At 51.5% G+C, this 25,648-nt stretch carries 28 protein-coding genes and 3 pseudogenes; 12 read left to right on the top strand and 19 right to left on the bottom strand.

Going from position 1 to position 25,648, the window contains the following annotated elements; translation table 11 throughout:
* Positions 1-104: 104 nt before the first annotated feature.
* Both J0909_RS09635 and J0909_RS09630 read right to left on the bottom strand, forming a co-directional pair.
* Entirely contained in the window at positions 105-332 is a 228-nt protein-coding gene (locus J0909_RS09635; RefSeq protein WP_207262401.1) for a hypothetical protein, read from the bottom strand.
* A gap of 309 nt (positions 333-641) precedes the next feature.
* The gene (locus J0909_RS09630) at positions 642-1,280 is read right to left on the bottom strand and encodes a hypothetical protein (RefSeq protein ID WP_207262398.1); all 639 of its coding nucleotides are present in this window, start codon (positions 1,278-1,280) and stop codon (positions 642-644) included.
* 202 nt (positions 1,281-1,482) lie between these two features.
* Between J0909_RS09630 and J0909_RS09625 the strand changes: the two genes are divergently transcribed.
* Positions 1,483-1,956, top strand: a complete 474-nt coding sequence (locus J0909_RS09625) for a hypothetical protein (RefSeq protein ID WP_207262396.1) — start codon at positions 1,483-1,485, stop codon at positions 1,954-1,956.
* Positions 1,957-2,038: 82 nt separating this feature from the next.
* Here J0909_RS09625 and J0909_RS09620 read toward each other — a convergent pair whose 3' ends face one another.
* Positions 2,039-3,322 (bottom strand): hypothetical protein, encoded by a 1,284-nt coding sequence (locus J0909_RS09620; RefSeq protein ID WP_207262394.1) that lies wholly within the window; start codon positions 3,320-3,322, stop codon positions 2,039-2,041.
* Positions 3,323-4,949: 1,627 nt separating this feature from the next.
* Between J0909_RS09620 and J0909_RS09615 the strand changes: the two genes are divergently transcribed.
* The 4 genes from J0909_RS09615 to tnpA all read left to right on the top strand — a co-directional run bounded on the left by J0909_RS09615 (position 4,950) and on the right by tnpA (position 7,358).
* Entirely contained in the window at positions 4,950-5,342 is a 393-nt protein-coding gene (locus tag J0909_RS09615; RefSeq protein ID WP_207262392.1) for a hypothetical protein, read from the top strand.
* Between the two features lie 598 nt (positions 5,343-5,940).
* The gene (locus tag J0909_RS09610; RefSeq protein WP_207262391.1) at positions 5,941-6,129 is read left to right on the top strand and encodes a hypothetical protein; all 189 of its coding nucleotides are present in this window, start codon (positions 5,941-5,943) and stop codon (positions 6,127-6,129) included.
* A 233-nt stretch (positions 6,130-6,362) separates the two neighbouring features.
* Positions 6,363-6,629, top strand: coding sequence for a DUF4258 domain-containing protein (locus J0909_RS18550; RefSeq protein WP_207262390.1), 267 nt, complete (start codon positions 6,363-6,365; stop codon positions 6,627-6,629).
* 297 nt (positions 6,630-6,926) lie between these two features.
* Entirely contained in the window at positions 6,927-7,358 is a 432-nt protein-coding gene (tnpA, locus tag J0909_RS09600) for an IS200/IS605 family transposase (RefSeq protein ID WP_207262389.1), read from the top strand.
* 424 nt (positions 7,359-7,782) lie between these two features.
* Here tnpA and J0909_RS09595 read toward each other — a convergent pair.
* From J0909_RS09595 to J0909_RS09570, 5 genes and pseudogenes are all read right to left on the bottom strand, one after another.
* Positions 7,783-8,902, bottom strand: a pseudogene (locus J0909_RS09595) (IS3 family transposase).
* A complete protein-coding gene (locus J0909_RS09590) occupies positions 8,899-9,249 on the bottom strand; it encodes a transposase (RefSeq protein ID WP_286181931.1) in 351 nt (116 codons plus the stop codon). The pseudogene J0909_RS09595 and the gene J0909_RS09590 overlap by 4 nt, the downstream one beginning before the upstream one ends.
* A 32-nt stretch (positions 9,250-9,281) precedes the next feature.
* Positions 9,282-9,725 (bottom strand): annotated as a pseudogene (locus J0909_RS09585) (DUF4372 domain-containing protein).
* Between the two features lie 114 nt (positions 9,726-9,839).
* Positions 9,840-9,986, bottom strand: a complete 147-nt coding sequence (locus J0909_RS09575) for a hypothetical protein (protein WP_207262672.1) — start codon at positions 9,984-9,986, stop codon at positions 9,840-9,842.
* A 136-nt stretch (positions 9,987-10,122) separates the two neighbouring features.
* Positions 10,123-10,290 carry a BRO family protein gene (locus J0909_RS09570; protein WP_286181948.1) on the bottom strand — a complete coding sequence of 56 codons (168 nt, stop codon included), beginning with the start codon at positions 10,288-10,290 and terminating at the stop codon, positions 10,123-10,125.
* 115 nt (positions 10,291-10,405) lie between these two features.
* Between J0909_RS09570 and J0909_RS09565 the strand changes: the two genes are divergently transcribed.
* Positions 10,406-11,164, top strand: coding sequence for a substrate-binding periplasmic protein (locus tag J0909_RS09565; protein ID WP_207262386.1), 759 nt, complete (start codon positions 10,406-10,408; stop codon positions 11,162-11,164).
* Positions 11,165-11,275: 111 nt separating this feature from the next.
* On the opposite strand, the gene J0909_RS18655 is transcribed toward J0909_RS09565, so the two are convergent.
* The 3 genes and pseudogenes from J0909_RS18655 to J0909_RS09550 form a co-directional block, all read right to left on the bottom strand.
* Complete coding sequence (locus J0909_RS18655) at positions 11,276-11,425, bottom strand: transposase domain-containing protein (RefSeq protein ID WP_502757441.1); 150 nt, start codon at positions 11,423-11,425, stop codon at positions 11,276-11,278.
* 72 nt (positions 11,426-11,497) lie between these two features.
* Positions 11,498-11,931: pseudogene (locus tag J0909_RS18650) on the bottom strand (IS66 family transposase); the annotation flags it as partial.
* A gap of 286 nt (positions 11,932-12,217) precedes the next feature.
* Positions 12,218-13,147 carry a LysR family transcriptional regulator gene (locus J0909_RS09550; protein ID WP_207262382.1) on the bottom strand — a complete coding sequence of 310 codons (930 nt, stop codon included), beginning with the start codon at positions 13,145-13,147 and terminating at the stop codon, positions 12,218-12,220.
* A 120-nt stretch (positions 13,148-13,267) separates the two neighbouring features.
* Here J0909_RS09550 and J0909_RS09545 point away from each other — a divergent pair, with 120 nt between their 5' ends.
* From J0909_RS09545 to J0909_RS09535, 3 genes are all read left to right on the top strand, one after another.
* Positions 13,268-13,732 (top strand): CYTH domain-containing protein, encoded by a 465-nt coding sequence (locus J0909_RS09545; RefSeq protein ID WP_207262380.1) that lies wholly within the window; start codon positions 13,268-13,270, stop codon positions 13,730-13,732.
* 24 nt (positions 13,733-13,756) lie between these two features.
* The gene (locus J0909_RS09540; RefSeq protein ID WP_207262378.1) at positions 13,757-14,392 is read left to right on the top strand and encodes a hypothetical protein; all 636 of its coding nucleotides are present in this window, start codon (positions 13,757-13,759) and stop codon (positions 14,390-14,392) included.
* A gap of 85 nt (positions 14,393-14,477) precedes the next feature.
* The gene (locus J0909_RS09535) at positions 14,478-14,816 is read left to right on the top strand and encodes a hypothetical protein (RefSeq protein ID WP_207262376.1); all 339 of its coding nucleotides are present in this window, start codon (positions 14,478-14,480) and stop codon (positions 14,814-14,816) included.
* Between the two features lie 180 nt (positions 14,817-14,996).
* Here the strand turns inward: J0909_RS09535 and J0909_RS09530 are convergent, their stop codons facing one another.
* The 7 genes from J0909_RS09530 to J0909_RS09500 form a co-directional block, all read right to left on the bottom strand.
* Positions 14,997-15,326, bottom strand: a complete 330-nt coding sequence (locus tag J0909_RS09530) for a cupin domain-containing protein (protein ID WP_207262374.1) — start codon at positions 15,324-15,326, stop codon at positions 14,997-14,999.
* Positions 15,327-15,344: 18 nt separating this feature from the next.
* A complete protein-coding gene (locus J0909_RS09525; protein ID WP_207262372.1) occupies positions 15,345-16,532 on the bottom strand; it encodes an anaerobic nitric oxide reductase flavorubredoxin in 1,188 nt (395 codons plus the stop codon).
* A gap of 57 nt (positions 16,533-16,589) precedes the next feature.
* The gene (locus tag J0909_RS09520; protein ID WP_207262370.1) at positions 16,590-17,126 is read right to left on the bottom strand and encodes an HPP family protein; all 537 of its coding nucleotides are present in this window, start codon (positions 17,124-17,126) and stop codon (positions 16,590-16,592) included.
* Positions 17,127-17,129: 3 nt separating this feature from the next.
* Complete coding sequence (locus J0909_RS09515) at positions 17,130-17,723, bottom strand: CBS domain-containing protein (RefSeq protein WP_207262367.1); 594 nt, start codon at positions 17,721-17,723, stop codon at positions 17,130-17,132.
* 114 nt (positions 17,724-17,837) lie between these two features.
* On the bottom strand, positions 17,838-19,499 hold the full coding sequence (hcp, locus tag J0909_RS09510; protein WP_207262365.1) for a hydroxylamine reductase: 1,662 nt from the start codon (positions 19,497-19,499) through the stop codon (positions 17,838-17,840).
* A 654-nt stretch (positions 19,500-20,153) separates the two neighbouring features.
* Entirely contained in the window at positions 20,154-21,236 is a 1,083-nt protein-coding gene (locus J0909_RS09505; protein ID WP_353616756.1) for a multiheme c-type cytochrome, read from the bottom strand.
* 308 nt (positions 21,237-21,544) lie between these two features.
* Entirely contained in the window at positions 21,545-22,117 is a 573-nt protein-coding gene (locus J0909_RS09500) for a NapC/NirT family cytochrome c (RefSeq protein ID WP_207262361.1), read from the bottom strand.
* 428 nt (positions 22,118-22,545) lie between these two features.
* Between J0909_RS09500 and J0909_RS09495 the strand changes: the two genes are divergently transcribed.
* Together J0909_RS09495 and J0909_RS09490 are read left to right on the top strand one after the other, a co-directional pair.
* Entirely contained in the window at positions 22,546-22,983 is a 438-nt protein-coding gene (locus J0909_RS09495; protein ID WP_207262359.1) for a transposase, read from the top strand.
* Between the two features lie 458 nt (positions 22,984-23,441).
* Positions 23,442-23,738: a hypothetical protein gene (locus J0909_RS09490; RefSeq protein ID WP_207262357.1), complete on the top strand. Its 297-nt coding sequence runs from the start codon at positions 23,442-23,444 to the stop codon at positions 23,736-23,738.
* A 241-nt stretch (positions 23,739-23,979) separates the two neighbouring features.
* On the opposite strand, the gene J0909_RS09485 is transcribed toward J0909_RS09490, so the two are convergent.
* The gene (locus tag J0909_RS09485) at positions 23,980-25,203 is read right to left on the bottom strand and encodes a diguanylate cyclase (protein ID WP_207262355.1); all 1,224 of its coding nucleotides are present in this window, start codon (positions 25,201-25,203) and stop codon (positions 23,980-23,982) included.
* A gap of 143 nt (positions 25,204-25,346) precedes the next feature.
* Between J0909_RS09485 and J0909_RS09480 the strand changes: the two genes are divergently transcribed.
* Positions 25,347-25,648 (top strand): hypothetical protein (locus J0909_RS09480; protein ID WP_207262352.1); only part of this gene is annotated, 302 nt, incomplete at its 3' end.

The raw sequence follows: 25,648 nt of genomic DNA, 5'->3' as shown, positions 1-25,648 counted from the left end.
CGCCAGGAGCTTTTGCTAAATTATGGAAAGATGGAAAGGATCAAAAAAGGATCGGCCTGGCGGCCGGAAAGGATATTTTTGCCCCCTTCACTCTATTGTCGATTTCACCGTTCCTTGAGGTCGTTGGGGGAAACAAGGCCGTGGAGGATCATTTGCCCGTCCACCTCGAATTCCGGGGCAGACGAAGCGGCGGCCGCTTTAGCAGAAAGGGTCGCCCCGACACGTGCGAAATAGCGGTCTTCGCGCCTGGGCGGCAGGGCCGCCACCTGCGGCTCGGCTTCAGGTTCTCGGACGGTGAAAAAGGAAATGATATTTTTGATCACGGTTCGCATGATCGAATATTCGCTCCGCCTCGAGATTGTTGCACAAGAAAGGAACTACAAGGAAATAAAGGAAAAAAGGATATTTGCCCCCCTTCACTCTTATCAACTTCCCCCGTCTTCGGGGGGAGTGGGGGGAAACAGTTTAAAAACGTTCAAAACAGCAAAAACGGTCGTTTTTGATTAAAATGATGCGTTTTAGCGTTTTCGAGCGTGTTTCGCGAAAAACGCAGGATGCGGTTTCCCGGGGGAAGTAAACAGGAACTATATAAATAAAGGATTAAATAAGTTGGCAGGAAGGGTCTTTCCCTTCATGCCAACTTATTCATCCTCGACGTCTGCAAATTCTGCCAGTTCGGCCGCCGTGTAGTAGGCGGCGGCGAACTCGTACGGGCACGACATCAGCTCTGATGATCTGTCGAGGGCAACCAGTCGCTCGTTGTCAGAAATTGTGTCGCTGTTTCTCGTAGCACGGACAAAACCGTCGTCGTCTGTTTTACGGCTGATACCTGGCTCTACGGTCGCGTCAGGGTTAGCGTAGAGATACCCCATTCGCCACAAGCTCCGATCGACGTGTGACAGCATTTTGTCGATCAGCCAGTGTGCGTGTCGGGGCGTACAACGCGCCCATTTCATGACCTCCGCATGGGCGCCTGGTCTCCTTGTGCCGTCTTCCCGTTCTGGATACGTCCGTACACAATCAGCTCCGATGAACAGGGCAAGGACGCGGCGATACCGCCAGTCGAGATCCTGGACAACAGTCCGCTCGAGATCGATACGAGCGGCGATCTTGTCGGTCGCATCCGGCCCGAAACAATCTCCGTCTGGTGCCAACCCGAGTTCGCCGTCGGCCGCCGCACGGCCGGACACGGAACCGCACGACCCCTCGAGATCGCGAACCGCAACGAGATATGTCAGGGCCTCTTCCGCGCTGTGAAATCTGATATTTTTGTCGCTCATGCCCCAATATTCGTCGCCTGTCAGAAAAGTTGCACAAAACTGACAGCGCCGAAGGCGAAACACGTGAAGAACGTTGCCTGTAAAAGAAGAAGAAGAATAAAAAGAGTGGGTTATAACACAAGAAAATGGAGAAATCTCTGGGCTCCTGGCGGAAATAGAGCGATTGTGAGGGGGAGAGGAAAACAGAAAAAAGGGGAACGAAATGGAAATCGTGATTGCGATTATCGGGGCGATTGTGGTGTTCGGGGCACTTGTCAGCAACGGTGGCGGCATGACGACGAACTGGGCGGCCGGTGAGGATGATGGTGGGGACGGATGGCAGTCGATGTTTGGCGATGAGATCGGAATCAGGTCTGACGACGATCTGTTCAGCGATGATGACGCTGATTTGCTTAATAATGACGACGTTTACTATTCGCCGATTTACAGCCACCTTCCGTGCAATATCCACTACGACTCTTTGTCTGATTTTTTGTCGTCTGACGATGATTTTATGTCTTCGTCGACCTCGGCGTTCGACGACGACTGGCCGAGTTCCTCTATCGACGACGATTTTTGCGGCACGTCGTCGATTGGGATTGATGACGATATCTGCGGATGCTCGTCGTTTGACGATGGCATCGGGTGCTCGTCCTTTGATGACGATTTCGGCTGCGGATCGTCCTGGGACGACTGATATACTTGGTGGGATGGTGGCTGGTGAAAATGGAAGGAAAATGAAGAAAGAAGAAGCCCTCGAAAGGGGGCTTTCTTGTGTGCTACCCTTCGTCGTTCGCCTGTTTTTTGGCGACGTATTCCCTGACCTGCTCCGGCGTTACCCCTCTGGCCTTGCACGTCTCTACGAAGAAGTCCTCGCCGCAATCCATCACGTAAGCTGCGGCATCAAGGCGCTTAACGAGTGTCTCGTCGAACGTCTTGATGCGCCTGTTCGTACCGACCTTTTTTGCCTGTTCCAGGAGGGTGCCGGCATTGTGCATACCCATTACAACTGCCGCAAAATTCTTGACTTTCCTTGTGTTTATAGACTCACACAAGACGATGACGTTTCGCTCTTCCGTCCTTGTCAACAGGTCGTTCAGCACCTCGCGGAGCTTTTTGTCAGCGCGGTATTTTTCTGGGATTGCACGGATTACAGTGTCGGGTAGTTCGGTTGAAGCTGGTTGCGTGGCAGTTGTCTCGACTGCCTGATCCTCGTTGCCGCGGAGCTTGGCTTCTTCTTCCGTTGTAAGACCTGCAACGCGGAAAGAGTTAGGAACTTCAGCCGTCGAGAATGTCCACACGCAATCTTCGCCGCGTCCGTCATTCTTGACGCTTATTCTCCAGCCAGTTTGCCTCTCTATACGCTCGAGCGCAGGCTTGACGTAGTGTGTCAAAGCGGAGCTGACAGGGATTTCACGTCCGCGATTTTCCCCGAACAACTTGCGGGTGATCAATCTCGCCTTTTCCCCGTACGTTCTAACTTTGTTTTTCTTATCAAACAGGTGCGTCTGCATCATCGAGTAAAGCTGGATTGCGAGTCCCGTCAGTCCGGCTATGTGTTCCAAGGCAAGGAAGTGGACATTTGCATCATCGGCTTCAAGCGCCTCGATGTAAAAGTCGGAAAAGATCAACTCCACGTTTCGGTCGCGGATCCTTGCGTCAAACAAGCCGAACCAGTCCTCTGCGATCCCGGAAAGGTCTTTGTACTTGAGACGCATTCTCAAATCGTTGTATCGCCGCAACGCTTCGACAACGTTGTCGTAGTTCTGCCGCGACTTCGACATGCCGCATCCACGCAAAATATCGAGTATAGACATGGAGACACGGTTTCTGTCGCCGCCGTCAGACTCTTGCTGCTGCCTGACACCGAGGCAGTAGTAATAGATTTTGACGTCACACTGCCTGGGGAGCGGACTTGTACTCGACACCTCGTACGTCATTCGGGTCGTTTCATACCGCAAGTGCATGATGTCGCCGGAGGCAACCGGGCTTTGGGGGCGGTCTGACAGTTCCCGGAGCTGCTTGATCACCGGTGCGACCCTGTTCATCTTGTCTTTAACCATCTTGGAATCTCCTTCTTGATTGATCTTGTCGCATCCATAACTAAAAAAATATCTATGTAAACACCTAAAAGTCAAAGTGTAGACTTGTATTTATATATCACTTATCGGCGCAATGGTGATATTTTCCAAAAAAATCGGTGATATTTTCCAAAAAACAAGCGCGAAATGGCGGTGATATTTCCCAAAAAATAATCGCCGGAAACCATTGTCAGCCTTTGGATTCGTGGAATCATACAAATTTCGTGTTTAGTTTTCAGAATAATTACGTACGAAGAGCGTCCGTTTTGATTTCAAGATGGCTGATGAAAGGAAGAAGTGGCGATGCGCCGTTCTGAATAGATCAGCCATACCGCCGAATCGTTCAAAAAACAGGCCGCCACGGCCTTTTCTGTTGCCCTCGTGAACCTGTCCCTATGAACAATCCGAAGATCCCGTCAGAACGGAAGCCAGACCACATACTCGAAAAAATCGAATGGCCCACCATTCCATTTCCCCAGCCATCAAAAAAATCCAAGATCACTTCGAGATCGTCGATCCAGTTCCCCCAAAGGGGGAACCACTGTTTTAGGATGGGGGTGCGGCGCGGCGGCGGCCCCGGCTGTTTTGTCTCAGCGATCTGCAAAGCGAACAACGCAATCTGTGCCCGATGCGCCCATCTCCAACAGTGCCGCCGATCGATGGCGGACTCAAATCGGCTGTCGACGGGTTCCAAGACCACGTCATCCCGCTCGGCGGAATTAAGACTGGCCCAGCCGAGTACGAGCGTATAGCCCAGGACGACAAGACCACTCCCGGCCGCCGGGGACACGAAGCCTTGAGGCCGCGCCAGGCTTCGCTTTTCTGACCGCCGTCGCCGAGTCCCTGGGCGGCAAAGGCAAAGGACCACCGCCCCTTCGGTGGCGGCGAAAGGATCGGGAAAGGGAAATAAAAAGGAAATGAAAAAATAAAAAAGCTTGCAGACGCAGGATCAAGAGCCGGGAGCTTGTTGCCCCCGGAAAGGCAAAGGAAACGTGGATGAACTCCAGGAGGCGCTGGATGAAAATGATAGTTGAAACAAGTAGAAGAAAGGGCGGTTTTGGTCCTGGATGTTGCCCTGAAAAATCTCGGATGGTGTGTGTTCGACGTGGACGGTCAGATCGTCGATTGCGGAACCGTGCAGACAAAGCCGCCGAATGGTGCGGCCAAGTACGGCGTCCTTGAAGCAGCGCCCGGGAGTTGTCGTCTGAACTCATCTTCCTTATTAGCCGATTCTCTCCGACGGAAGTCGTCGCCGAAATGCCCTTGGAAGGGGCAAAAACATGAACGCTGTTCAGGCGATTCGCCTTGCGACTGGAGCTGTGATCAGGACGTGTGTCGGGGCTGGGCTGACGCCCCACACGATAAGGGCAAGGGATGGTATGATCGCATTTCTCGGGGCCGGAAAAGGTTAAAAGGACGAGATGATGTCGGCCGCCAGAAGCCTGTGGCCATCAGCGTCGTGGCCGAATGCAAAATGCAGGATGGAACATGCCGCCGATGCCGCCGCGGCGTATCTAGCTTGGAGGTAAAAAGGCGAGTGACGGAGATGTGTTGACCGATTTTTGTGGTGTGAGCACAATGCGCATTGGACTTGAAAAAAGGAGGGTCAATGGGCGACATCACGGACGTTTGCAAATACGAGCTGATAGGTGATCTTGTCTGCAATCCGACACGCCACGGGCTAATGACGGCGCTTTTCCATTGCGCGAAATCAAATGGTCCTGTTTCCCTCGTGTCGTACGGTGCGTTGATGGTTGACAGCCGCAAGTTTGGCGAACTTTGCGGCGGAGAATCTATTACCAGTGTTCCGGCAGACAGGATCGAAATCGTGCGAATTGGCGGAGTCGCCGATTTTCTTCATTTGCTGACAAAAATGGTCGATTCAGGCGGAATATCCTATCTTTGGCCTACTGCCGTTGTCGTCCAAATACATGTGCGCGACTGGGACAGGATTCCTCTCGGCGAAAACGCAGAAGGGGTATGCGTGTGGGTAAGAAATTAAGTCACCTCCCAGGCCTGTCACAATGCCCGTCGTGCGGCGTCGAGCCTTGCACACCGCACCGCCATGGATGCGAGGTCGAACGTTGTTCGGTGTGCGGCCTTCAGCGGTGCCAATGCGATTGCCCCGGCCATGACCCCAGGTTTGCACGTTGGACAGGTATCTGGCCCGGCGAGGCGGAGGCCATCGTCCTTGGCTTCGTCCTTCCGGGGTCGCTCTTGGCCCCAGGCATCCAGTCCGACCTCAACCGCCTTTATGCAGAAGGGTACCACCGTGTCTTCTTCGTCAAGCCCGACTCCGCATAGCTCCGACATTTTATCCATTCCCATTTCTGTACCGCCTGTCGGCGGCACAGTAACACGTTCCGCTACGCTACAAGTGTTTCCCCCGCCCGGAACCGCACCCGGAGAAGGGGGGCGTTTCTTTTTTTTATCTTTTTCTCCTTTTTTTGGCATCCACCGGTCCTTTTTGGCCAGAACGGCCTCCTTGGCGGCGAATAAAGAAAAACGCGGCCAAGGAGAAAAGTATGGCAAGAATTATGGTTTTGCATGTCAAGGAACTGGCCGAGGTTTAGCGGTTCAGGAAGCACGTGAAGACGGCTATGGTCGACGGCGGAAACGGCGGAAAGGTTCGGAAGACGGTCTGGGGATACGAGCTGGTCGGGAAGAAGAAGGTCAAGCGGCCGGAGCTGGTCGACTGTTCGCACGGGCCCGGCGACGTGATCGTCGGACACTACGGGCAGCGGTACCTGATGACCGACGAGGGAAGCATCACAAGGGCGGAGGTGTAGCCATACCATGTTTCCCCCCCCGCATCCCCCGATGACTAGGGGAAGTAGAAACCGAGTGAAGGGGGGCGAGTATCCTTTTTGGATCCTTGCCCTTCTTTTTCGTTCTTTTTTCCTTCAATTTCCTTCCTCACAGGCCATTTTTCCCGGCCCAAAAGTGGCGATCAGCAGTCAGCAGGTAGTATGTTCAGGGAAATGGATTGACTGGTCGGTAGACCGAAGGAGGCGCTATCAATGTGATTGTTACGAAGCATGCTTACACCCGTATGCAAGAACGCAACATCGTTGCACCTACCGCCTTGGCATGTGTTGCCATGGGCGAGAAAAGTCCGGGACGGTTGGGCGCCACCCGGCATCATTTGATGGGGTACACGGCTGTGACAGTGCCGTGCGACAACGGATTGAGGCTCGTGACCGTATATAACGGCCGACCTCATGATCACATCGGAGCGGCATACGAGCCGCGTCGCCGGACACGCGACCCGACCTGCTCCGTGATTTGATAGTGGCGGATGTTCCGCCCAGGCTCCCCGCGTGGCTCGGGGCGGCTGAACCAACGGGCTCATAAGCGGAAACAACATCTGCTAGGGAGCACCATCCGAGAGCGAGGCATATCTCGATTTTTGGCCCCCATCTGGGGGCCTTTTCGTGCATAGATAGAATGGGAAAGCATCTCTGCTAGTCCGTTCTTCAAGGCCTTTTTCAGACTTCTCCGCAACCGCCAAAATTTGACTTTTACGGGAGTAAATAAAAGCCTCTCCTGGTGAGCTGCTCAAAGTGTGAGCACAGGAAAGGCTTAAATGAAGTGTAAATCAAGCCTATGTCACACAAGATGGGACTGCAAGTATTATGTGGTTTGGATTCCCAAGTATCGAGACAAAGTGCTGTTTGGTAAGCTGCGCATGTTATTCGGTGAAGTGTCCCATGAACTAGCGCATCAACGTGAAAGCGAAATACTAGAAGGGCATTTATGCCGTGACCATGTCCACATGCTGATCGCGATTCCACCGAAATATTCGGTTGCGCAAGTGGTTGGTTTTATAAAGGGCAAGAGCACCATCCGTATAACGCGTGAAGTCCAAGATCGAGCACGAGAATTTGTGGGGCAAAACTTTTGGGCACGTGGTTGTTTTGTCTCAACCGTAGGAAGAGATGATCAAGTGATTCGGAAGTATATTCGAAACCAAGAAGAAACTGATAAGCGATTGGACCAATTAAAGTTCCCTATCTAATCAAAGAATAAGCCGCTTTGAGCGATTCACAGAAACCAAGCCCCAGGCTTTGCCGGGGGTGGGAATGACGCATGGGCATGTAGGGTTGCATTGGAGATAAGGAGCGGAAACGAGCCTTCTCAAGCAACACAAGGAGATGGAAATGAGCTTATCCGAAATAATTCAAGAGACCGTCCATATGACTCAGGCAGCCTGGGATTGCATGTAATAGGCGGTTTGTTCTCGCCGGAACTGGTTTGTTCCATGGTAGTTGCGCCTCCTCCCATCCTTTGGACCACTGATCGGCTATTTTAATGTGGAGTCCGACGTCCGAGTTTGTGCCTCCGTGGAGGTGGTTCGCCGCAACAGTTGTGGAGCGTAGCCCGTCCCCGTAGGGGCGGCCCGAAGGGCCGAGGGCGGAACGGAGCAACGGCTGCGAGCCAAGTCAATGAACATCCAAGTTGCCCCTGTATACGGCAACGGGAGTTCTTTTGTCCAACGACGAGTGACCGCGCTTCTCGTTGTAGTACCGAAAATAGCGCGTCAGCCCATGGTATAGCTCGATTCCATCAGAATACGCCTTGGGATAGACATCCTCGTATTTCACCATCCACCACAGCCGCTCGATGAATACGTTGTCGATTGCGCGACCTTTGCCGTCCATGCTGATTGCAATGCCCTTGCTCTGCAAAAGGCCGGTAAATTCACGGCTCGTGAATTGCGCTCCTTGGTCCGTATTGATCACCTCTGGCGTGGAGATGCACAACGCCTTGCTCAGCACGTCCACGCAAAACGAACTGTCCATGGAATTCGATAGTTCCCAAGCCAATACGAATCGGCTCCACCAGTCAATCACTGCCACCAGATACAGAAAGCCGCGCTGCATGGGGATGTGGGTGATGTCAGCGCTCCAGACTTGATTCTTTCGCTCAATGGCAACTCCTTTCAGCAGATAAGGAAACACGGGATGCTCCGGGTTGGGGACACTCGTATGCGGCCCTGGAGTAATCGCTTGCAAGCCCATCAACTGCATCAGTCGCTCGACTCGCTTGTGGTTGATCTGATGCCCTTGTGTCTTCAGCCAATCCGTCATGCGCGGCGAGCCGTAATCCGGCTGAAGCAGATACTGCTCGTCGATGAGACGCATCAGGCCAGGTTCTCATCGGACTCGGCCGCAGGTTTGTAGTAAAACCCCGAACGGGAAAGGCCTGCCAACTTGCACTGCCGCCGGATGGAATACTCCCGATTCGGTTTGATCCACTGACGGCGCACCTCAATCGGCAGGCTTACAACTTTTTTTCAAGCCACTTGATATCCATCTTGAGCCGGCCGATCTCTTCAAACAGCGGAGCGGTGACCTCTTCCAGGCTCTTGGCTTTTTTGTCGTCGGAGAAGATACCTTCGGCATTTTCAAGGAGCTGTCTTTTCCACGTAGAAATCTGGTTTGGGTGCACTTTGTACTCAGCAGCCAATTGCGCCAGCGTCTTCACGCCACGTATCGCCTCAAGTACGACCTTGGCCTTGAACTTGTCCGAATGCTTCCGTCTTTTGTTGCCCTTTGTCATACGTCCTTCCTTATCGGTTTCAGGACCTCGTAGAACTTTCCGGTTTCAGGGTCTCGGTATCCGATGCGGTGGAGTCGAAGCTCGTCACCCCGGATGGCGACGCTGATCACGTGGGCCGAGGTCACACCCGTGCCTTTCCTGACAGGGCATCTCTTGAGCACCTGGTACACGGTGTTGGTCTTGAGTCTGGTGACGAAGAACAGGCCGGAGGCGCCCAGCGTTCGGAACCGGGAGTAGTTGATGTAGGCCTTGTCGAACACGGCGATGGAGCCCCTGGGCAGCTTGAGCATCTTGGCCATCTTGGAATCGTGCAGCCGGGCCTTGGTGACTCGTACGAAAGCAGGCAAATAGCCATCATGGTCGAGAACAACATGAAGTTTCATCCGCCCCACTTGGCGCTGAAGTCGGCCCAGGGAAAGGCGGACTGACAGAGTTTGACAACCGAGGTGTCGAAGCTGAAGAGTTTGGCCTTGAACCGGAACTTGTGGCCCGGGGGCACGGTCGGGCATCGCTGATACATTTTGCCGAAGAGCGCCTGGAAGAATTCGGCCGGGCGCTTAGAATGGGCGTCGGCAAAGGTCGAACGGGCCACGGAGCACAGGCCCAAATGGTACAGTCGCCCGATCTTGGCTCCCAAGCTGCGGGTGCCGTCGCGCATGCTTCGAGGGCCAGTCAGGTGAATAAAGAGCAGACAAGTGAACTGATTTCATCGAGAGAATGTCCGGGAACATCTACCGGTACTGTGTTCCCGGGCCAAGACATCGAATTCATACCGGGGAATCAGGGATAGCATTTGATGAAAGATCTTGTCAGCATGAGCCATGTTCGAAATATCATTTTTATGCAGCAGGTTAACAGTTGTCTGCATACCATAAACAGAGGCGATTTTGGACATTATCTTTTCCGAAGAGCTGTCAAATATGTCCATGGACCGGCCTTAGCTTGAAAAGCCAACGTGCATGCGTAAATCCACGGATACTAACGGCAACCGGACAGCAATGACGACTTTTCCAGCGGTACTTACTCCGTGGAGTTGGAAAACATTTTTTGCCAGATCAATGCCGGTGGTGGTAATATTTTTCATTGGACCCGTTCCTTACGTTTGAGCTTGCACTCCATGTACAAGTTTGGTGGCAGCCTAGGCTGACCCCGGTGAAAAGCCAAAGAGCTTATCAACGGGGCGGGGTAAGGATCAAAGTACCAATAAGGTTTAATGGGGGTTAATGACCCATCTTCTTCAACGCCGTCACCCCCTTCTTGAACCGCCGCGCCTCCGGTTTCCTGGAGCGCAGGACCAAGGAGTAACTGCCGGACTCGGTGATCATTGCCACGTTCCTGCCCTGCTCCGTATACTTTACTGGGCAGGTCGCACGCTCTTCCTCGTTCAGAAACAGTAGAGTCTACACCGTGTCGCCATAGCCCTGCATATGAAAAAAATATTGAACCATCAACCATAATCAACTAATATTGTTTACTCTTGAAAACTCGTTGTATGGAGGAGTAGTGAAAAGACTAGCCACTTACTGCTATTGGGCCCTACTTGTTGGCCTTATTATCCCTCTATCTGTAGCGTCTGCCCAAGAAACAACTTATATGGTTTCGACAGAGATATGGCCGCCCTTTCGACTTCTTGATGACAAAGGTAATCTTTCGGGGTTCGACGTCGAACTGCTTTCTTTGATAGGGAATGAAACGGGGCTGATCTTCAAATGGCAACAAAGGCCATGGCCCCGCGTGTTGGATGAACTTGAAGCAGGCGAGTCCGATATGACTACCGGAATCGCAATAAACGATAGCCGGAAAAAATATCTTGTTTACACAGACTCGTCCTACTTTTCCTGTTCCCCAAAATTCTACGTTCTCAAACGTAATCAAATACGCATAAGAAAATACGTCGATCTAACACCTCTAAGAATTGGCGTATCCCGCAACTCCGTTTATTTTCCAAAGTTCGACGAGGACAACACCTTGCAAAAAATGCTTGGACATTCAGAAGAGCACTTAATCCGGATGGTACTAGCTGGGCGCTGGGATGCGTTTGTGGGTACAGACTGCCAAGTCCTCTACGATCTCAAAAGATTGGAGCTATCATCAGCAATCGTTGAAGCGGAATATGACCCTGGCAAAACGACCAAACTCTATTTTGCGGTATCTAAGAAGTCTCCGCTGCTTGTCAAAATGAACGAACTGAATGCAGCATTAGAAAAATTCATTCGAAACGGCACGGTCAAAAAGTTGGCTGAAAAGTATTTCGGTAAGTAAGCATAGTATTCTTACCGACTCATCTTCTTCAACGCCGCCACTCTTTCCCCGTGCAGCCGGTTGAACGTAAGCGCATTTTTTTGACCTCTTCCAAGCCTCCACATCCTGTTGTCACGCTAACTTCTCAGCGGCAAGATACTGCGGCAACAAGCTTCTTCTCTCGTCATCGGACTTCATGCCTGGTAGTCTTTCAAAAAGGGAATACAGATACCGCAACGGTTCCAGCTCATTTGCCTTCGCAGTCTCGACCTGGCTGTACAAGGCCGCGCTGGCCGCAGCGCCTCTGGGCGAGCCAGCGAAAAGCCAGTTCTTCCGAACGATTGCAGAGGGGCGGATGGCGTTCTCGGCCAAATTGTTATCCGGCAGCAAGATTTCGTCTTCTAGATATGCTTCAACCCGCTCCCACTGCCCCAAGGCGTAAGAGAGGGCGCGCCCGGGTAAGTCTTGCGCGGCGTGGTCTGTCCCCGTTCCAAAAGCAAGGCCTTGATGGTGTCCCTGATCTGGCGGGACTGGTCCTGACGCATGGCCAGGATGCGATCCGCATCAAAGCGCGCTTGCCGGGCCTGTTTTTTCAGGCCATAGAATTTGGCAATGAGATCAACCACCTCCTGAGCCGTGCCGCGTTTCTTTGTCCCGGCCTTGAGCACGTCCATGACCTTGCTCCGCACGTGCGCCATACAGCCCACATCGATAATGCCCTTCCGCTCCCCAAGGGCATTGTACCCCGCGTACCCATCGGTTTGCAGGTAGCCAGAAAAGTCACGCATCAACTCCTCGGTAATCTTGCCGGAACGCGAGGGCGAGTACTTTCGGCCAGGTTTTTTCAACACCTGCACTGTGGTCTCATCCAGGGTCAGGACCGGCCCAGACAAAATCTCTTCGTGTAAAAGGTCCATGATGATTGGATCGTAAGCCTCGGCGGCCCGCAGAACCGAGCCGCACAAGTGATGATTTCATCCCTGGTCAGCACATGATAAAAAAACTCTCTTCAGTCTGATAAGGTTTGGATCTCAACCGCCCCTCCTACTAGGCTAATTTTTCTGAGTTTGTCCTTTACTTGCTCACTTTGAGAAGTTTTTTCAAGGCACTGGAGTGAGTGAAGACTCCACAGTTGAGGAGATGTTGTAGAAATGCTTGGCTAGCAACTCCCTGGCGGCGACTGGCGCTGACGAAGGCGTTGAATCCAATGGCAACGTTGAAATCCTTGACGTTCAGAATGGCGAGTCTACCGTCCTCAACTTCTCGTTTCACCGCAGAGTAGGGCAAAGCGGTCAGATATCCTTCAACTTGGGCAAAGCGTTTAGCCGTGGCCACGCGGTGAGCCACTACGCTCGGGGACTGTATAGGCGTGTTTTTGAATAGCTCACGCACATAGAGTCGGATTTGGGTGCCTTTCTCACGCCAGATGAACTGGTGGTCCTGCATATCCTCCGGGGTTACAACTTCTTTTTTACAGATGTCGCTATCGGTTCGGGTCACAATGACCAACTGCTCCTTGTGCACCATGGCCCGAACAAGTCCTCGGCTTTCCACACCCGCGCCGCCGCCGAACCCGATATCCGCATCACCGTTGCCGACCATCTTTTTGACCTCGTGGGTATTCCCCGAAAGCAACTCGATGATAACACCAGGGAATTGTTGGCGGAATGATGCGATAGCCGGGGGTAACAGGTATGTAGCGATGGTCGCCGAGGCGGCGATAGCAATCTTCCCGCGTCTGAGATTGATGAGGTCCTCGAATAACGACTCCACGTCGGCATACAGGGAGAACAGTTCTCTAGCCTTATTCCGGAGAATTTCGCCGTTGGGCGTCAACTCGATGCTTCGCCCTCGGCGTTCGAACAAGTCCACCCCATAATGATGCTCCAATGCTTGGACATGGCGGCTCACCGCCGGTTGGGTGATGAACAACTCACCGGCGGCCTTGGTAAAACTGCCGGTGTCACAAACCGCCATAAATACTTTCAACGATGCTTCATTCATAACTATTAATTATACTGATTATGTTTCATTATCATTTGTTTTTATCATCAGCACTGCATTAAGACAAGATCAATGTTGGCAAAATCTCAACCTATCCTTTGAAACATAACTGGAGAACACATGGCTAAAGAAATTGAACGCAAATTCCTGCTCGTCGGTGATGACTGGCGCGGCCTGGCAGACGGTACTCACTACCGTCAAGGATATCTGAACAGCGCCAAGGAACGCACTGTTCGTGTCCGCACCATTGATGACAAGGGGTTCCTGACCATCAAGGGCATCACTACCGGAGCGACCCGGGTGGAGTACGAATATGAGATTCCGCATGCAGAATGCACCGAGATGCTCGACGATCTGGCCGAAAAGCCAATCATTGAAAAGGCCCGTTACAAGATCGAGTTTGGCGGTTTTATTTGGGAAGTCGATGAATTCTTCGGTGTGAACAACGGCCTCGTGGTCGCCGAAATAGAATTGTCGAGTGAGGACCAGGCCTTCGAAAAACCCTCCTGGGTCGGCGAAGAAGTAACCGGCGATCCTCGCTACTTCAATTCCAACCTCGTCAACAATCCCTATACAACCTGGTAACCACCCATCTTTCAGGAGAATTCAATGAAAAACGTTTACGATGCAAACGCCGCCACTTCAGCGGAAGAAGCTTCAAAAATTATCCCCAGAGCTGAATACCGTGTCTTTGGGCAGGGCGTCCTCGACATTGTCAAAAAATCCATGTGGAAGGCTCAAGCTAAGCTCTTCAAGGTGCGCGAAAGCCGCGAGACCTACTTTCTCTCCACTGCCACCAATGAGGCCAACGTCAAGGTCCGCGATGGCTTGCTGGATATCAAAACGAAAGTTGGTGAAACCGAGAATGGCTACGAGATATTCCAGCCTCGTGGCAAGTTCCAGTTCCCTGTAGGGAAGCAGGAAGTTGCAACCATCCTCGAAAACATGAAGGCCGAAGTGAATCTGGTCAAAGAGGAATACACTCTCGATGACTTTATCGCCATTGTGGAAGAGCACCCCGGCCTCGCGGCAGTTTCTGTTTTCAAGAAGCGTTTTGGCTTCTCTGTGAATGATATCATTTGTGAATACGGAATCATTGAATTCAACGGAGCCGTCCTTGAGACCGCATGTTGCGAAAGCGAAGATTACGAAGGCATGACCAAGGCTATCGAAGCTTTGGAAATCGGTCACCTTGAGAACAGGAACTACCTCAAAGCAGCAAAAAGCGTCATCGGAATGGTATAAACCACCTCCATTTACACAATATTGTGTAAAAGATACGGTTCGGGACCGAAAGGTCCCGACCACCGATGATGGAAGGAGTAAAAATATGAATGCCCCGCTAGATAAAACTCTCGCTCCCGCATGTGATTCTTTTGATCCTCTGGATATGCGGAACTATTCACTCGAAAAGTTGCCTACCCTCCCGGCAGGTCCAATTATGCAGATGGTCAAGAAGGTCGGTGTTCCCCTCGCTATCTTGTTCTTCTGCATTTTCCATTTTCAAATGTTCGAAATTGAGTCCTTCGCAACACAGACCAAAGTCCCGGCTGCGAGCTGCTACACCATGCTCGGCATCTTCGAAAGCGTCATTTCGCCCGATAATGCATCAAGCGCAACCTTGGCCTTGAACTCTGCTGAAAAGCGTCTTCTCTTGGACATTGTCTGAAGTCCTCCTCGTCGTTGGACTCCACCTTAATGACCTGTCCAAAAATCCGCTACCACCTCTTAATGCTGCCGCTGATCTGTCCGAACAACCGGAACCACCTCTAAGCCCCTTTTGTATACTCATTGGCGCTTTCAATTCTGTAGGGATCGCGGTTGCGATTTGATTCTAAACTGTTTTGGTTTATTCTCCTCGAATCATAGTCAGGAGCATCTTAAACTTTATCTCGGCATGAAGTGCATGAGGAATGTTGGCAGGCATGATGATTATTTCGCCTTTGCTTACGGCATGAGACTCTCCGCCGATGGTGATCTGGGCCTGTCCGTCCAGGATGTGGACAACAGCATCAAACGGAGCAGTGTGTTCGCTTAGTCCCTGGCCTTCGTCAAAGGCGAAGAGGGTGATTGTTCCGGTGTCTTTGTTGAACAGAGTCTGGCTGACGACGGAGTCATCGGCATATTGAATCGATCCCTCAACTCCAAAAGCTACGCCGACTTTCTTGGTCTTACTCATGTTATCTCCTTATTAAGGCTATAAATATTCAGCGAGTTGCCGACCGTATGCTTCGCATTCCTGACGACCTGCATCGTCGGGTTTCCACAGTGCCTTTAAACCTTCCGCGACCACTTCTATTCCTGCTTTTTCAAGACTGTCAGAAATCATTTTGACACTCTCTCCCGACCAGCCGTAGGAGCCGAAGGCTGCTCCTTTCTTGTTCTTGAAGGCAAGGCCGTGGATCATTTCGAGCATGCCCGCCATATGGGAGAGAATGCCTTTGTTGATGGTCGAACAACCTGCTACCACCATTTTGGAGCGGAATATCTCCGTAAGAATATCATTCTTGTCGCGCTGCCCGACATGGAGAATCTTGATGACGACGTCTTTGTTTGCCTGGCGGATGCCTGAAGCGATCGCTTCAGCCATGTCCCGCGTGCTGTTCCACATCGTGTCATAGATGATGGTGATTTGATCTTCCTGATAATCGTCTGCCCACTCCAGATATTTCTGCACGATCTGAAGAGGATTATCGCGCCACATGATGCCATGGCTGGGGAAGATGAAGTCAACGGGCAATCCCAGCCCGACCACTTCATTGATCTTTTTTGTCACTAACTTGCTGAACGGCGTGAGGATGTTTGCATAATATTTTATGCATTCGTTCATGAGTTCTTCCTGATCGACCAAATCGTTGTACATCAGATCGGATGCGAGGTGATGACCAAAAGCATCGTTGCTGAATAGAACGTTATCCTTGTCCATATAGGTGAACATGGAGTCCGGCCAATGGAGCATCGGGGCTGAAATGAAGGATAGGGTTTTCTCTCCCAGGGAGAGGGTGTCTCCCGTTTTGACCACCTGGAAATTCCAGTCGGAGTGGTAGTATCCTTTCAGTATTTTTACCGCTTGGGCTGAACAGTAAATCGGTACGTCCGCTATGCGGCGCATGAGTTCCGGTAGCCCCCCGCTATGATCCACCTCGCAGTGGTTTATGACGATGTAGTCGATCTTGTCCAAATCGATTTCTCTTTCCAGATTGGCGACGAATTCCTTTCCAAAGGGGCCATAGACCGTGTCGATCAGAACTGTTTTCTCATCTCGGACGAGGTATGAATTGTAAGAAGAGCCTTTGAACGTTGAGTACTCCTCTCCATGGAATTTTTGTAATTCCCAATCAATCTTACCGACCCAGGTAACGCTCTCTGTCAGTTTGAAACTCATTTTATCCCCCTTTATGGTGTGATTGGTTGAAGCGTATTCGCTTTGAAGCTAGCCAATTTAAAGCCAGAACTCGGGATAACGCCGCTTACCGGCCATATTGTTGACCACTAATGCGACTGCGAGGAGAAGAATCGCTCCGAGACCAACCGGTATCAGCGCATAAAAATATCCCAGGTTGTGGATCGAATCGCCGCCGATCACGGCTATGAGCGCGGTCGCACCACCAGGAGGGTGCAGCGTCTTGGTTATGTGCATCAAGGCGATGGCGGTGGATACGGCCAGGGCCGCCGCCAGCCAGGTGATGTCCCCCGCTATCTGAAATGACAGCACACCGACTACCGCCGAGAGGACATGCCCGCCGAGGACGTTTCGAGGCTGCGCCAACGGGCTGCGTATCGCTCCGTAGACGAGGACTGCCGTGGCTCCGAAAGAGCCGATGAGCAAGTTGCGGTCGATGGGATCGACGACCAGTGATTGGAAAGACCCCACAAGCGCAATGCCGAGAAAAGCGCCTATCCACGACCAGACTACCTCTGAGCTTCCGACTCTGGGAGGGCTCTGTGTATGTCCTTTCATTTTTTCAAAAATATTCATCTATTACACCGTTTGACAGAATGAACTAACGAGGTCGCTTCTTGTGACGATCCCGAGGGGATATCCATCCATATCGCAGATGGGGATTCGATTTATTGAATGGTTCGTGAACAGTTGTGAGATTTCAGCCAGCGTTGTTTCCTCCCGTGCGGATATGGGAGGCTGGCTCATTATTTCATGGACGTAATGTTCTCGCAGACCGGAAACCAAGCACTTGTTGACTGTCAGACATTCTCCAACGACGGACATGATGCCTGCGGTTGTTGGTAGTCCCATTTTGCGGAGAAAGTCTTTCTCAGAAATGACCCCGCAGACGATCCCTTTGCCATCGACAACCGGAGCGCCACTTATGCCGTGTTCGGCCATGAAAGAAGCCGCCTCTGTGAGGCTCATTTCTTTGTTCAGGCAATGAACGGGCGCGGTCATGATCTCTTCCGCTTTTCCCAATGATCTGATTCTTTTCAAAGCCAAATCATACGATATCGAATAAATTTCTTTGAACGTCCCCGGTGTAATGTCCACATAGCCCTGCATGGCTTGCATGGCATCGAGGATGTCTTCATCTGTCAGCATTAAAGGATCACACTGTTTTTTCATTGTCGCTCTTTTATCGACGCATGCGGATTTTGGTGAATCGTGCATGCCAACTTGAAAGTCAGGGAAAAGCAGTGCCCGCCGAACTGCAATCCGGCGGGCACTGGGCTATTGATGTTATTTGCCAGCCATCATGGCAGCGATGTCTTCCTGAACGGCCCCAATGGGCTTGAGGTCAAATTTCTCTATGACGACCTTGGCGACATTGGGAGACAGAAATCCAGGCAGAGTCGGTCCAAGACGGATGCCTTTGACGCCCAGGAAGAGCAGAGCGAGAAGTACCGCAACGGCCTTTTGTTCGTACCAGGCGATGTCGTAGGACACCGGGAGATCATTGATGTCTTCCAGTTCAAATATCTCCTTGAGCTTGAGTGCAATGACAGCGAGGGAATAGGAGTCATTGCACTGACCTGCATCCAGGACGCGCGGGATGCCGCCGATGTCACCGAGGTCCAGCTTGTTATAGCGGAACTTGGCACATCCGGCGGTCAGGATAACCGTGTCTTTGGGAAGGTTTTCTGCGACTTCCGTGTAGTACTCGCGAGACTTTTGGCGTCCATCACAACCTGCCATGACCACGAACCGCTTGATCGCGCCCGACTTGACGGCATCAACTACCTTGTCGGCCAACGCGGTTACCTGATGGTGTGCGAAGCCGCCGACTATGGTGCCCTTTTCAAGTTCCGTAGGAGGCGAACATTGCTTTGCCTGAGCGATGATCCCCGAAAAGTCCTTGGCTCCGCCTTGAGGGCGCTCGGCAATATGCTTGGCTCCTTCGTATCCCACGACACCCGTTGTATAGAGACGGTCGAGGTAGGTGTTGCTTTTCTTGAGCGGCACGAGACAGTTGGTGGTCAGAAGGATTGGGCCATTGAAGTCCTCGAATTCCGTGTTCTGATGCCACCATGAACCACCATAGTTGCCTACGAAGTGGTCATACTTCTTGAAGGCCGGATAGTAGTTGGCAGGGAGCATCTCGCCGTGCGTATAGACGTCGATGCCCGTTCCCGCAGTCTGCTTGAGCAGCTCTTCCATGTCCTTGAGGTCATGGCCGCTGATAAGGATGCCGGGTTTGTTACCCACACCGATGTTGACTTCGGTGATTTCCGGATTTCCGTATGTGGTGGTGTTGGCCTCATCTAGCAGAGCCATCGTTGTGACTGCGGTTTCTCCAGCCTTCATAACCAAGCCGACCATCTCATCCACAGACAGATCTTTGGTCGTAGATGCCAGTGCTTCAAGCATGAAGTCATCGATTTCCGGCTTGCGGAAGCCAAGTACAGCGGCATGTTCGGCATAAGCTGCCACGCCCTTGAGGCCGATGATCAAGAACTCTCGCAAGGAGCGCACATCTTCGTCTTCCGTGGCCTGGATACCGACCGCCTGGGCCTTTGCCGCAAAGGAAGAGACGGAGCCACTCCAGGTCGCAGCTTCGGGCAGAGAGTCTGTATATTCTTTGCCATTTTTTGCCTTGTAAGCATCCATGAATTTCGCTTTGAGCGCGTCACGGCGATTCAGGGCTTCTTCAATCATGCCTTCGAAACGGACATCATCCCAATTTGCGTTGGTGATGGTTGTAAATAATCCTTGGAGTACGAAATCGTCATTTGTCCGGTCCGGGTGTCCCAATTCCTTAAGTTTTTCTCCATATACGGCGATACCTCTAAGGACAAAAATCAGAAGATCTTGAAGATTGGCCGTTTCCTCCGGCTTTCCGCACATTCCTTTGATTGTACAACCTGCGTTTTTAGCCGTTTCTTGACATTGGTAGCAGAACATACATGTCTCCTCGCGTTAAGGGTTATCGCTTGAAAATTTCAATAGAGTAGGAAAGATACGATACTATCCTAATCGTTATCACACTGAGTTATTAAGTCTGTTGGGGCATAGCTTAGCTTCATTGGTCGGAGTTGTCTTTGACCTGGGTCAATTAATAACACTTGTAGCCAGCTAGTCTTCCATAAAAAAATCAATCGTTGCTGAGTGGATGTCGAATGCTTCCCTTTTGGCAGGCGACAGTTCATTAATATGAAAATGGAAATTTTCGGCCTTCTTTTTCGTATTTTTTTTGTTTGTCAAAATTGAAGCGATTCAAGTTGGCTGGTTGCTTGCGATTTCGTCGGGCGAGGGAACCCCCTCTATCCCATAGGGGAAAGGGCAAAAGATATCTTCCAAAAACAAGGCCCGCTATAAAGGCCAACACGCCAATCAAGGTATAGGTAAGCATAGGTTTCCGTGCTGTTTGAAAATGTGAGAGTGTAGCGTCTCTAAACTCAAGCAAAAACACTCTCATCGTATCTACTAAACATGACCTCATCAATAGGAATCGGTTAGTGGCGTTAAAGGAATAAATCATCGGTTCAAGTGCTGAATATAAAAAAGAGGGAGGGGCTTAAGCCCCCTCCCTCTTGATATTGGTAACAGTTAGGTGGCTTACTGCTTGCCAAAAACTTCCACAGGCTTGGTGGTATCTCCACCAGTGTTCGGGAAGTCTGGGTACTTGTAGGCCTTGGTGTTGGTCTCAATGAGGTGCCGCGCTTCTTCCATGAACTTGTTGTAGCGGTGCTTACACTCATAAAACCCATGCCACCATGCGTAGTCCGGGGCCATCATGGCAGATCCCATTCTTGCACGACGGCCTTCGTGGTGCCACAGTTCATAGTATTCGACTTCAAGGTGTTCGTCGAAGAACTTGGACTTGTCGAGCAAGCCCTTAGCGTACAGGTCGTCAAGCATCTTCTTGGCGGGCTTGAAGTAGTTCTCGTTATACTCTTCCACAGCCTTGTCGGTCTGGGTGTAATGATCTTCAATCCAGGCGGTACCGTGGCACTGCTTGCAGATGTCCTTCATCTTGTCGCGCTCGACTTTCCAATCCGTGCCGGACGGGAACGGCTTGAAGTCCTGCGGGCGAACAGTCAGGGGAGCCTGGAGTTCCCAAGAGAGACGTTCGGTCACATCATGGGTGGTCGGCTGTTTGCCGGAACCGGACATATGACAGGATGCACAGGTAGGAGCGCGATAGTCCACACCGGGAGTCCATGCTCCGGGAGCGGAATCGAAGTTGTACTCGTGCTTGAAGGCCTGATAGATGTCGCCATGCTTGGATTCGTTGAATATCTCTATTTGCGGATGATCCGGGCCCAGGTGGCACTGGCCGCAGGTCTCGGGCTTGCGTGCTTCCATCACTGAGAAACGGTGACGGGTATGACAACTGGTACAGCTACCGAGGGAGCCGTCCAGATTCACTCGGCCGACGCCGACATTGGGCCAGGTGGCCGGGTCCAGCTTACCGTCTTTCATCTTGAGCACCGTACCGTGACAGTAGTAGCAACCGGTTTTCCGTTCGTTGTCGGAATTCATGCCCTGATTCAGCCACGGGTCAATCTTCCACATGACTTCAATCGTGTTGGCGTGCTTGCTCTTGGAATACTGCTTGGCCTCGTCAGGATGGCAACGGGAGCAATCTTTCGGGGTGACGGGAGAGGCAATGGGGACGAAATACTGTTTCTCGCCCATGGGCATGTCGCCTCTGGAGTAATATTTTTCGTGGTCTACTGCGATATCTTTATCGCCGGGCTGTGCTTGGTGGCAGTCAAGGCAGGTGATACCTGCCGAGGCGTGTCGGCTCATAGCCCAATCGGCAAAGATGCCCGGAGTTTCCTGTTTATGACATTCGATACAGGCAACACCCTGAGGTGGAGTGGCCCTATCCATACGCAATTCCCGAACCTTCGGGAAGTTTTGTGCTGCTGCCGCTGTCGCGAAAAGGGCGGTCATCGCGATAGCCAGTGTTATAATCACGCTTCTTCTCATTCCAAACCCTCCTATTTCCCTAGAGTTCGCAGACCATTGGCTCGATACGGAGCGTTGTACTGCTTGTATTCATAGAACTGTCGGTCATTGTGAACCAATTCCCTGTGACAGTCGGTGCATCGATATTCCTCGCCATTGTTGGCATAGAGTACTTTGCGATGCGCCAACATTGCTCCCCGCTTTGCTGGCATGTGCAGCAAGTTGCGATGGCATTTCATGCACTGGTCGTTTTTCATGGTCGACCAGACGTGCTCTTTCATGACTTGACGGTCATAGGTCTCCGCTCCACCGGTAAAGTGGGCAACGACATCCTTGAGCCCGTGAGCTGCTTTGGCGTAAAAAAAGTCAAACGTGTCATGCGGTGCAGGTAAATGACAGTCCATGCAGTCTGCCACAAAACCCTGACCATTATTGACATGCGTTGACGATTTCCATGCCATTACGGCAGGACTGATTTCATGGCATGAGCCACAAAAAGCAGGCGTCGATGTCCTCACCATGGTGTAGTAAGTCATGCTAAAGATCGGGAATGCTATCACGATTCCAAAAGCGATGAGCAAGATCGATTTCGTTTTTCGATCCATACCTCCTCCAAGTTGTATATTCCTGTTCTGACCTTTGCCCCCGGTCAGAGATGCTGTTACCGTGTTCCCTCGACCATCGACAAGGTCACCCGTGAGGCCGTCACCGAGGGCAACAATGAGCGCAAGGGCTATGACCTTGTTGCCTTCGTGAAGCCCGGTGACGTGAGTGCCTTTGAACTCGACCTCATGACCGATGACTTCCTCATCGTCTGTGCAGGCGTCATCAGCTCACGGATTCGATTCGCAAGGCCAAACAACGAATTCGCGCTCTGTTTCTGAGCTTCGGCATTCCGGAACCGCCCGGCATCGACCATTGGAGCCAGGCCGCAGTCGCCTCGATTACGAAAACCGAGTTCCCCCACTGCGCCAACGCGACAAAAAACAGTCTTCTCAGCGAGTTGCATTATCTCAAAACGGCTCAGCGCGAGGTGGACGCACTGCTGCGCCTGCACGCCAGGGAACAAGACGAGGCGCGACGAATCGCGGCCATGAGGTCCGTTCCCGGCGTCGGCGAGGTGGTGGCGACGGCCTTTGCGGCCGAGATCTACCGACCCGAACGCTTCCGCCGCAGCGAGGAGGTGACGGCATACCTCGGCCTGGCCCCGGTAGTCCGGCAAAGCGGCGGGGGGAAGGGAAAATCGTTTATCCGTCCGGTCGGACAACGTCGCTTGCGAAGTCTGCTCGTGGAAGCGGCCTGGGGCTGGAAGCAACGGGATGAGTGGGCGCGGGAGTTTTACAACCGAATTTTGAGCCGACACGGCGTGCCGCAAAAGGCGATTACCGCGTTGGCTCGAAAACTGGCCGCACTGCTGTGGAAGCTCAGCTTGCCACCGGCAACGGCCTCAACGGATCGCGGGGGGCTTTAGGTAGCATCGACTACGAACAAAAATTGCGATCCAAAACGACTACCGTACCGAATCGGTACTTGGTGCCGCAGAGCACGAATAAGAAAAGGAATACACTCTATTAGCCGCAATGGTGAGGGTAAAGTCTGGCCTGTGAACAGTCGAAGACAGGGCAAATGGGAGGGCTTGACATGGAGCCGCATAAGAAAAGGCCCCAGGAGGGGCCTTGCAATCTCCCAACGGGTAGTGTTCCTTGATCGGTCGTGTTCCGATTTTCAGCAGTTGGTTCGCCCCCGGTGCCACCCCGGAGACAAGCGGGAACTTCCCGCCATCAAAATCACGGAACCATTTCCAGCAGGAAACAAATCCATGTTTTAGCGAACGTCCAAGCCACGCCAAAAACAACCTTGCCGTGTTAAAGATTAAATACACTGAAAGAACACCAAGTAAGTCTCTATCGTCAAGTGGGCCTAAGAGGGGTGGTCATTACACTTGTTTTTTTGTTCCAGCGCTTCGTGCCCAACGCCGCCTTCTATTACACCATGATCCTCGGCTTCTTCCTGTTTGAAGCGTTCAAGGAAGATGTGAGTGAGCCGGTGGTGCCAGTCAAGTCCTTCCCAACCACCTTGCGTCGTCGCTTGGTGGACGTTGCCGCCAAGGTGGTGTCCCATGCTGGCAAAACCGTACTCAAGGTCACGGCGATCGCCATGGAATCGTTGCGTTTCAAAGAACTGTGGGAGCGCTGCCTGAGCGCTCCAAAATTCGTCTGGACCTGATCAGAACGCCCCGCTCCATGTCCAGCAACGGGAGAGGTGCGTCCAACTTCCTGAAAAATCCGGTTTTACAACCGAAACGAGCAGCATTTTTTCGTTCAGCGATCAAACTGTTCCCATTCGTGTAATCTTTGAAGTCAACCGTCTCCCGATTTCTGACGAGGAAGGCTTCAATGAGATCCATCCGCTCGATTTAGGTTGAAATATGTTTTGGGAGTTTGTTATTGTAAAATAGATTTACTCTTCAGACGTTTTCGGGAGTGTGCCGGGTGAAGCTGACCCGGTTTCGACCTGATTTTTTTGCGTTATAAAGTGCTGTGTCGGCTGTTTTCAGGATATGTTCCGGTGCAACATCAAAATTTCCTGCCTCGGCGGTAGTAACCCCGAAGCTGGCTGTGACAACCCCGCCGTGTTCCGAACCGGAATGTTCCAGATTAAGCCCTTCTATTGTTTTTCTGATCTTTTCAGCCATATGTTCTGCGCCTGTAGAAGATGTGTTCGGCAGGATAATGACGAACTCTTCCCCGCCGAAACGCGCACAGAAATCCGCAGGTCTGCTGAGTGAGTTTTCTATGGAGCGGGCGACGGTTTTAAGGCACTCATCCCCTTTTATGTGTCCGTAGCTGTCGTTATACGTTTTAAAGCTGTCTATGTCGCACATGATAACCGAGATGTCCTCTTTCTCTCTTTTGCACCTTCTAAGCTCCTGTTCGAAGCATGTGTTGAAATACTGCCTGTTGGGAATCCCTGTCAGCGAGTCGAACATTGCCTGTCTGCGCAGTTTTTCGTATGCGGATTCGACTTTTCTGCCGGAGGTGACAAGCCCCGCAAGCCCTATCAGCCCGATGAGTATATGTCCTGTGAGAAGTGTAGAGGGAATTTTCATAGAAAACGGCATGGTGATGCTTATCCCTCCCCTGATCTCTCCGACTTTGTACCCCTGCTCTATGTGACATTTCAGGCACGACTTTGCTGTTACAAGCGGGGCCATATAAAAATATTTGCCTTTGTCGGTCCCTTCTGTGATGAACATCCCTTTTTCGGGGACGCCTTTTTCGAATTCTCTGAGAGCTTCCGCTTCCAGCTCAGTTGCTCCGTTTGCTTTTCTTATGAGGTTCAGGCTGGTTATGTGGAATTTCACTCCTTCTTTGGCAAATGAAATGTCAGATATTTCTCTGGTCATGTATGCCGGATTCATCATTGTCAGCTCCATGTCTCCGGCGGTGATGTCTCTTTGGTTGTCTTTAATGTAGGGGTTTGGCTTTGTGGTGTCGTTCACTGCAACATATACTACGTGTCCAGAGTTCCAGTCGCGCATCATATCCACCATGCTGAAAAAGCTTTTAGCTGTGGAGAGCGCAGTCAGCTCTCTCTCCTGCTTGAGCTGCTGGTAGTTCCAGTAGAAAGAGAGGGAAACAAGAAACAGCCATATGAATCCTGTAATAAATGTAAAATGCTTAATTTTCACTGATGCTCACCGTTACATACTCAAGTTTCGCATCTTGATATAGTGCGATAACTTGTTGTTATAGCTAGGATAACAATAGAAAAAGTCTCACATAGATGGTATCTTGATTTTCCAATAACAATTACATCAAGGAGACTTTTTCTATGCTTGAGAATAAATCATGGCAGTCTGAAATACAAGCGGCATTGTGGAAAGAATTTGAGATATTCCGAGTAATGAAGGCTTTGCAACTGCGTACAATTGCCTATAGGTGCGGTATTTCAAAGAATCAGGGCGTCGAGCCGTTTTCGATTCTTGTGGCTTTAGTTTATCTGACTTTTCTCGGTAAGAGCGTTCACCATTTTGTTTCCCATTGCCGGAACAGTCTATTTGATTTAGGCGGTAAAGATGTTTTTTATCGTTTAGTAAGCGTAAATTTTCTTAGCCTCTTCCAATCTTCACCATC

Origin of the sequence: Desulfovibrio sp. Huiquan2017 (assembly GCF_017351175.1) — a bacterium.
Lineage (GTDB): Bacteria > Desulfobacterota > Desulfovibrionia > Desulfovibrionales > Desulfovibrionaceae > Pseudodesulfovibrio.
Note: the sequence above shows the minus strand (reverse complement) of the source record. Positions and strands in the feature narration are given on the sequence as shown.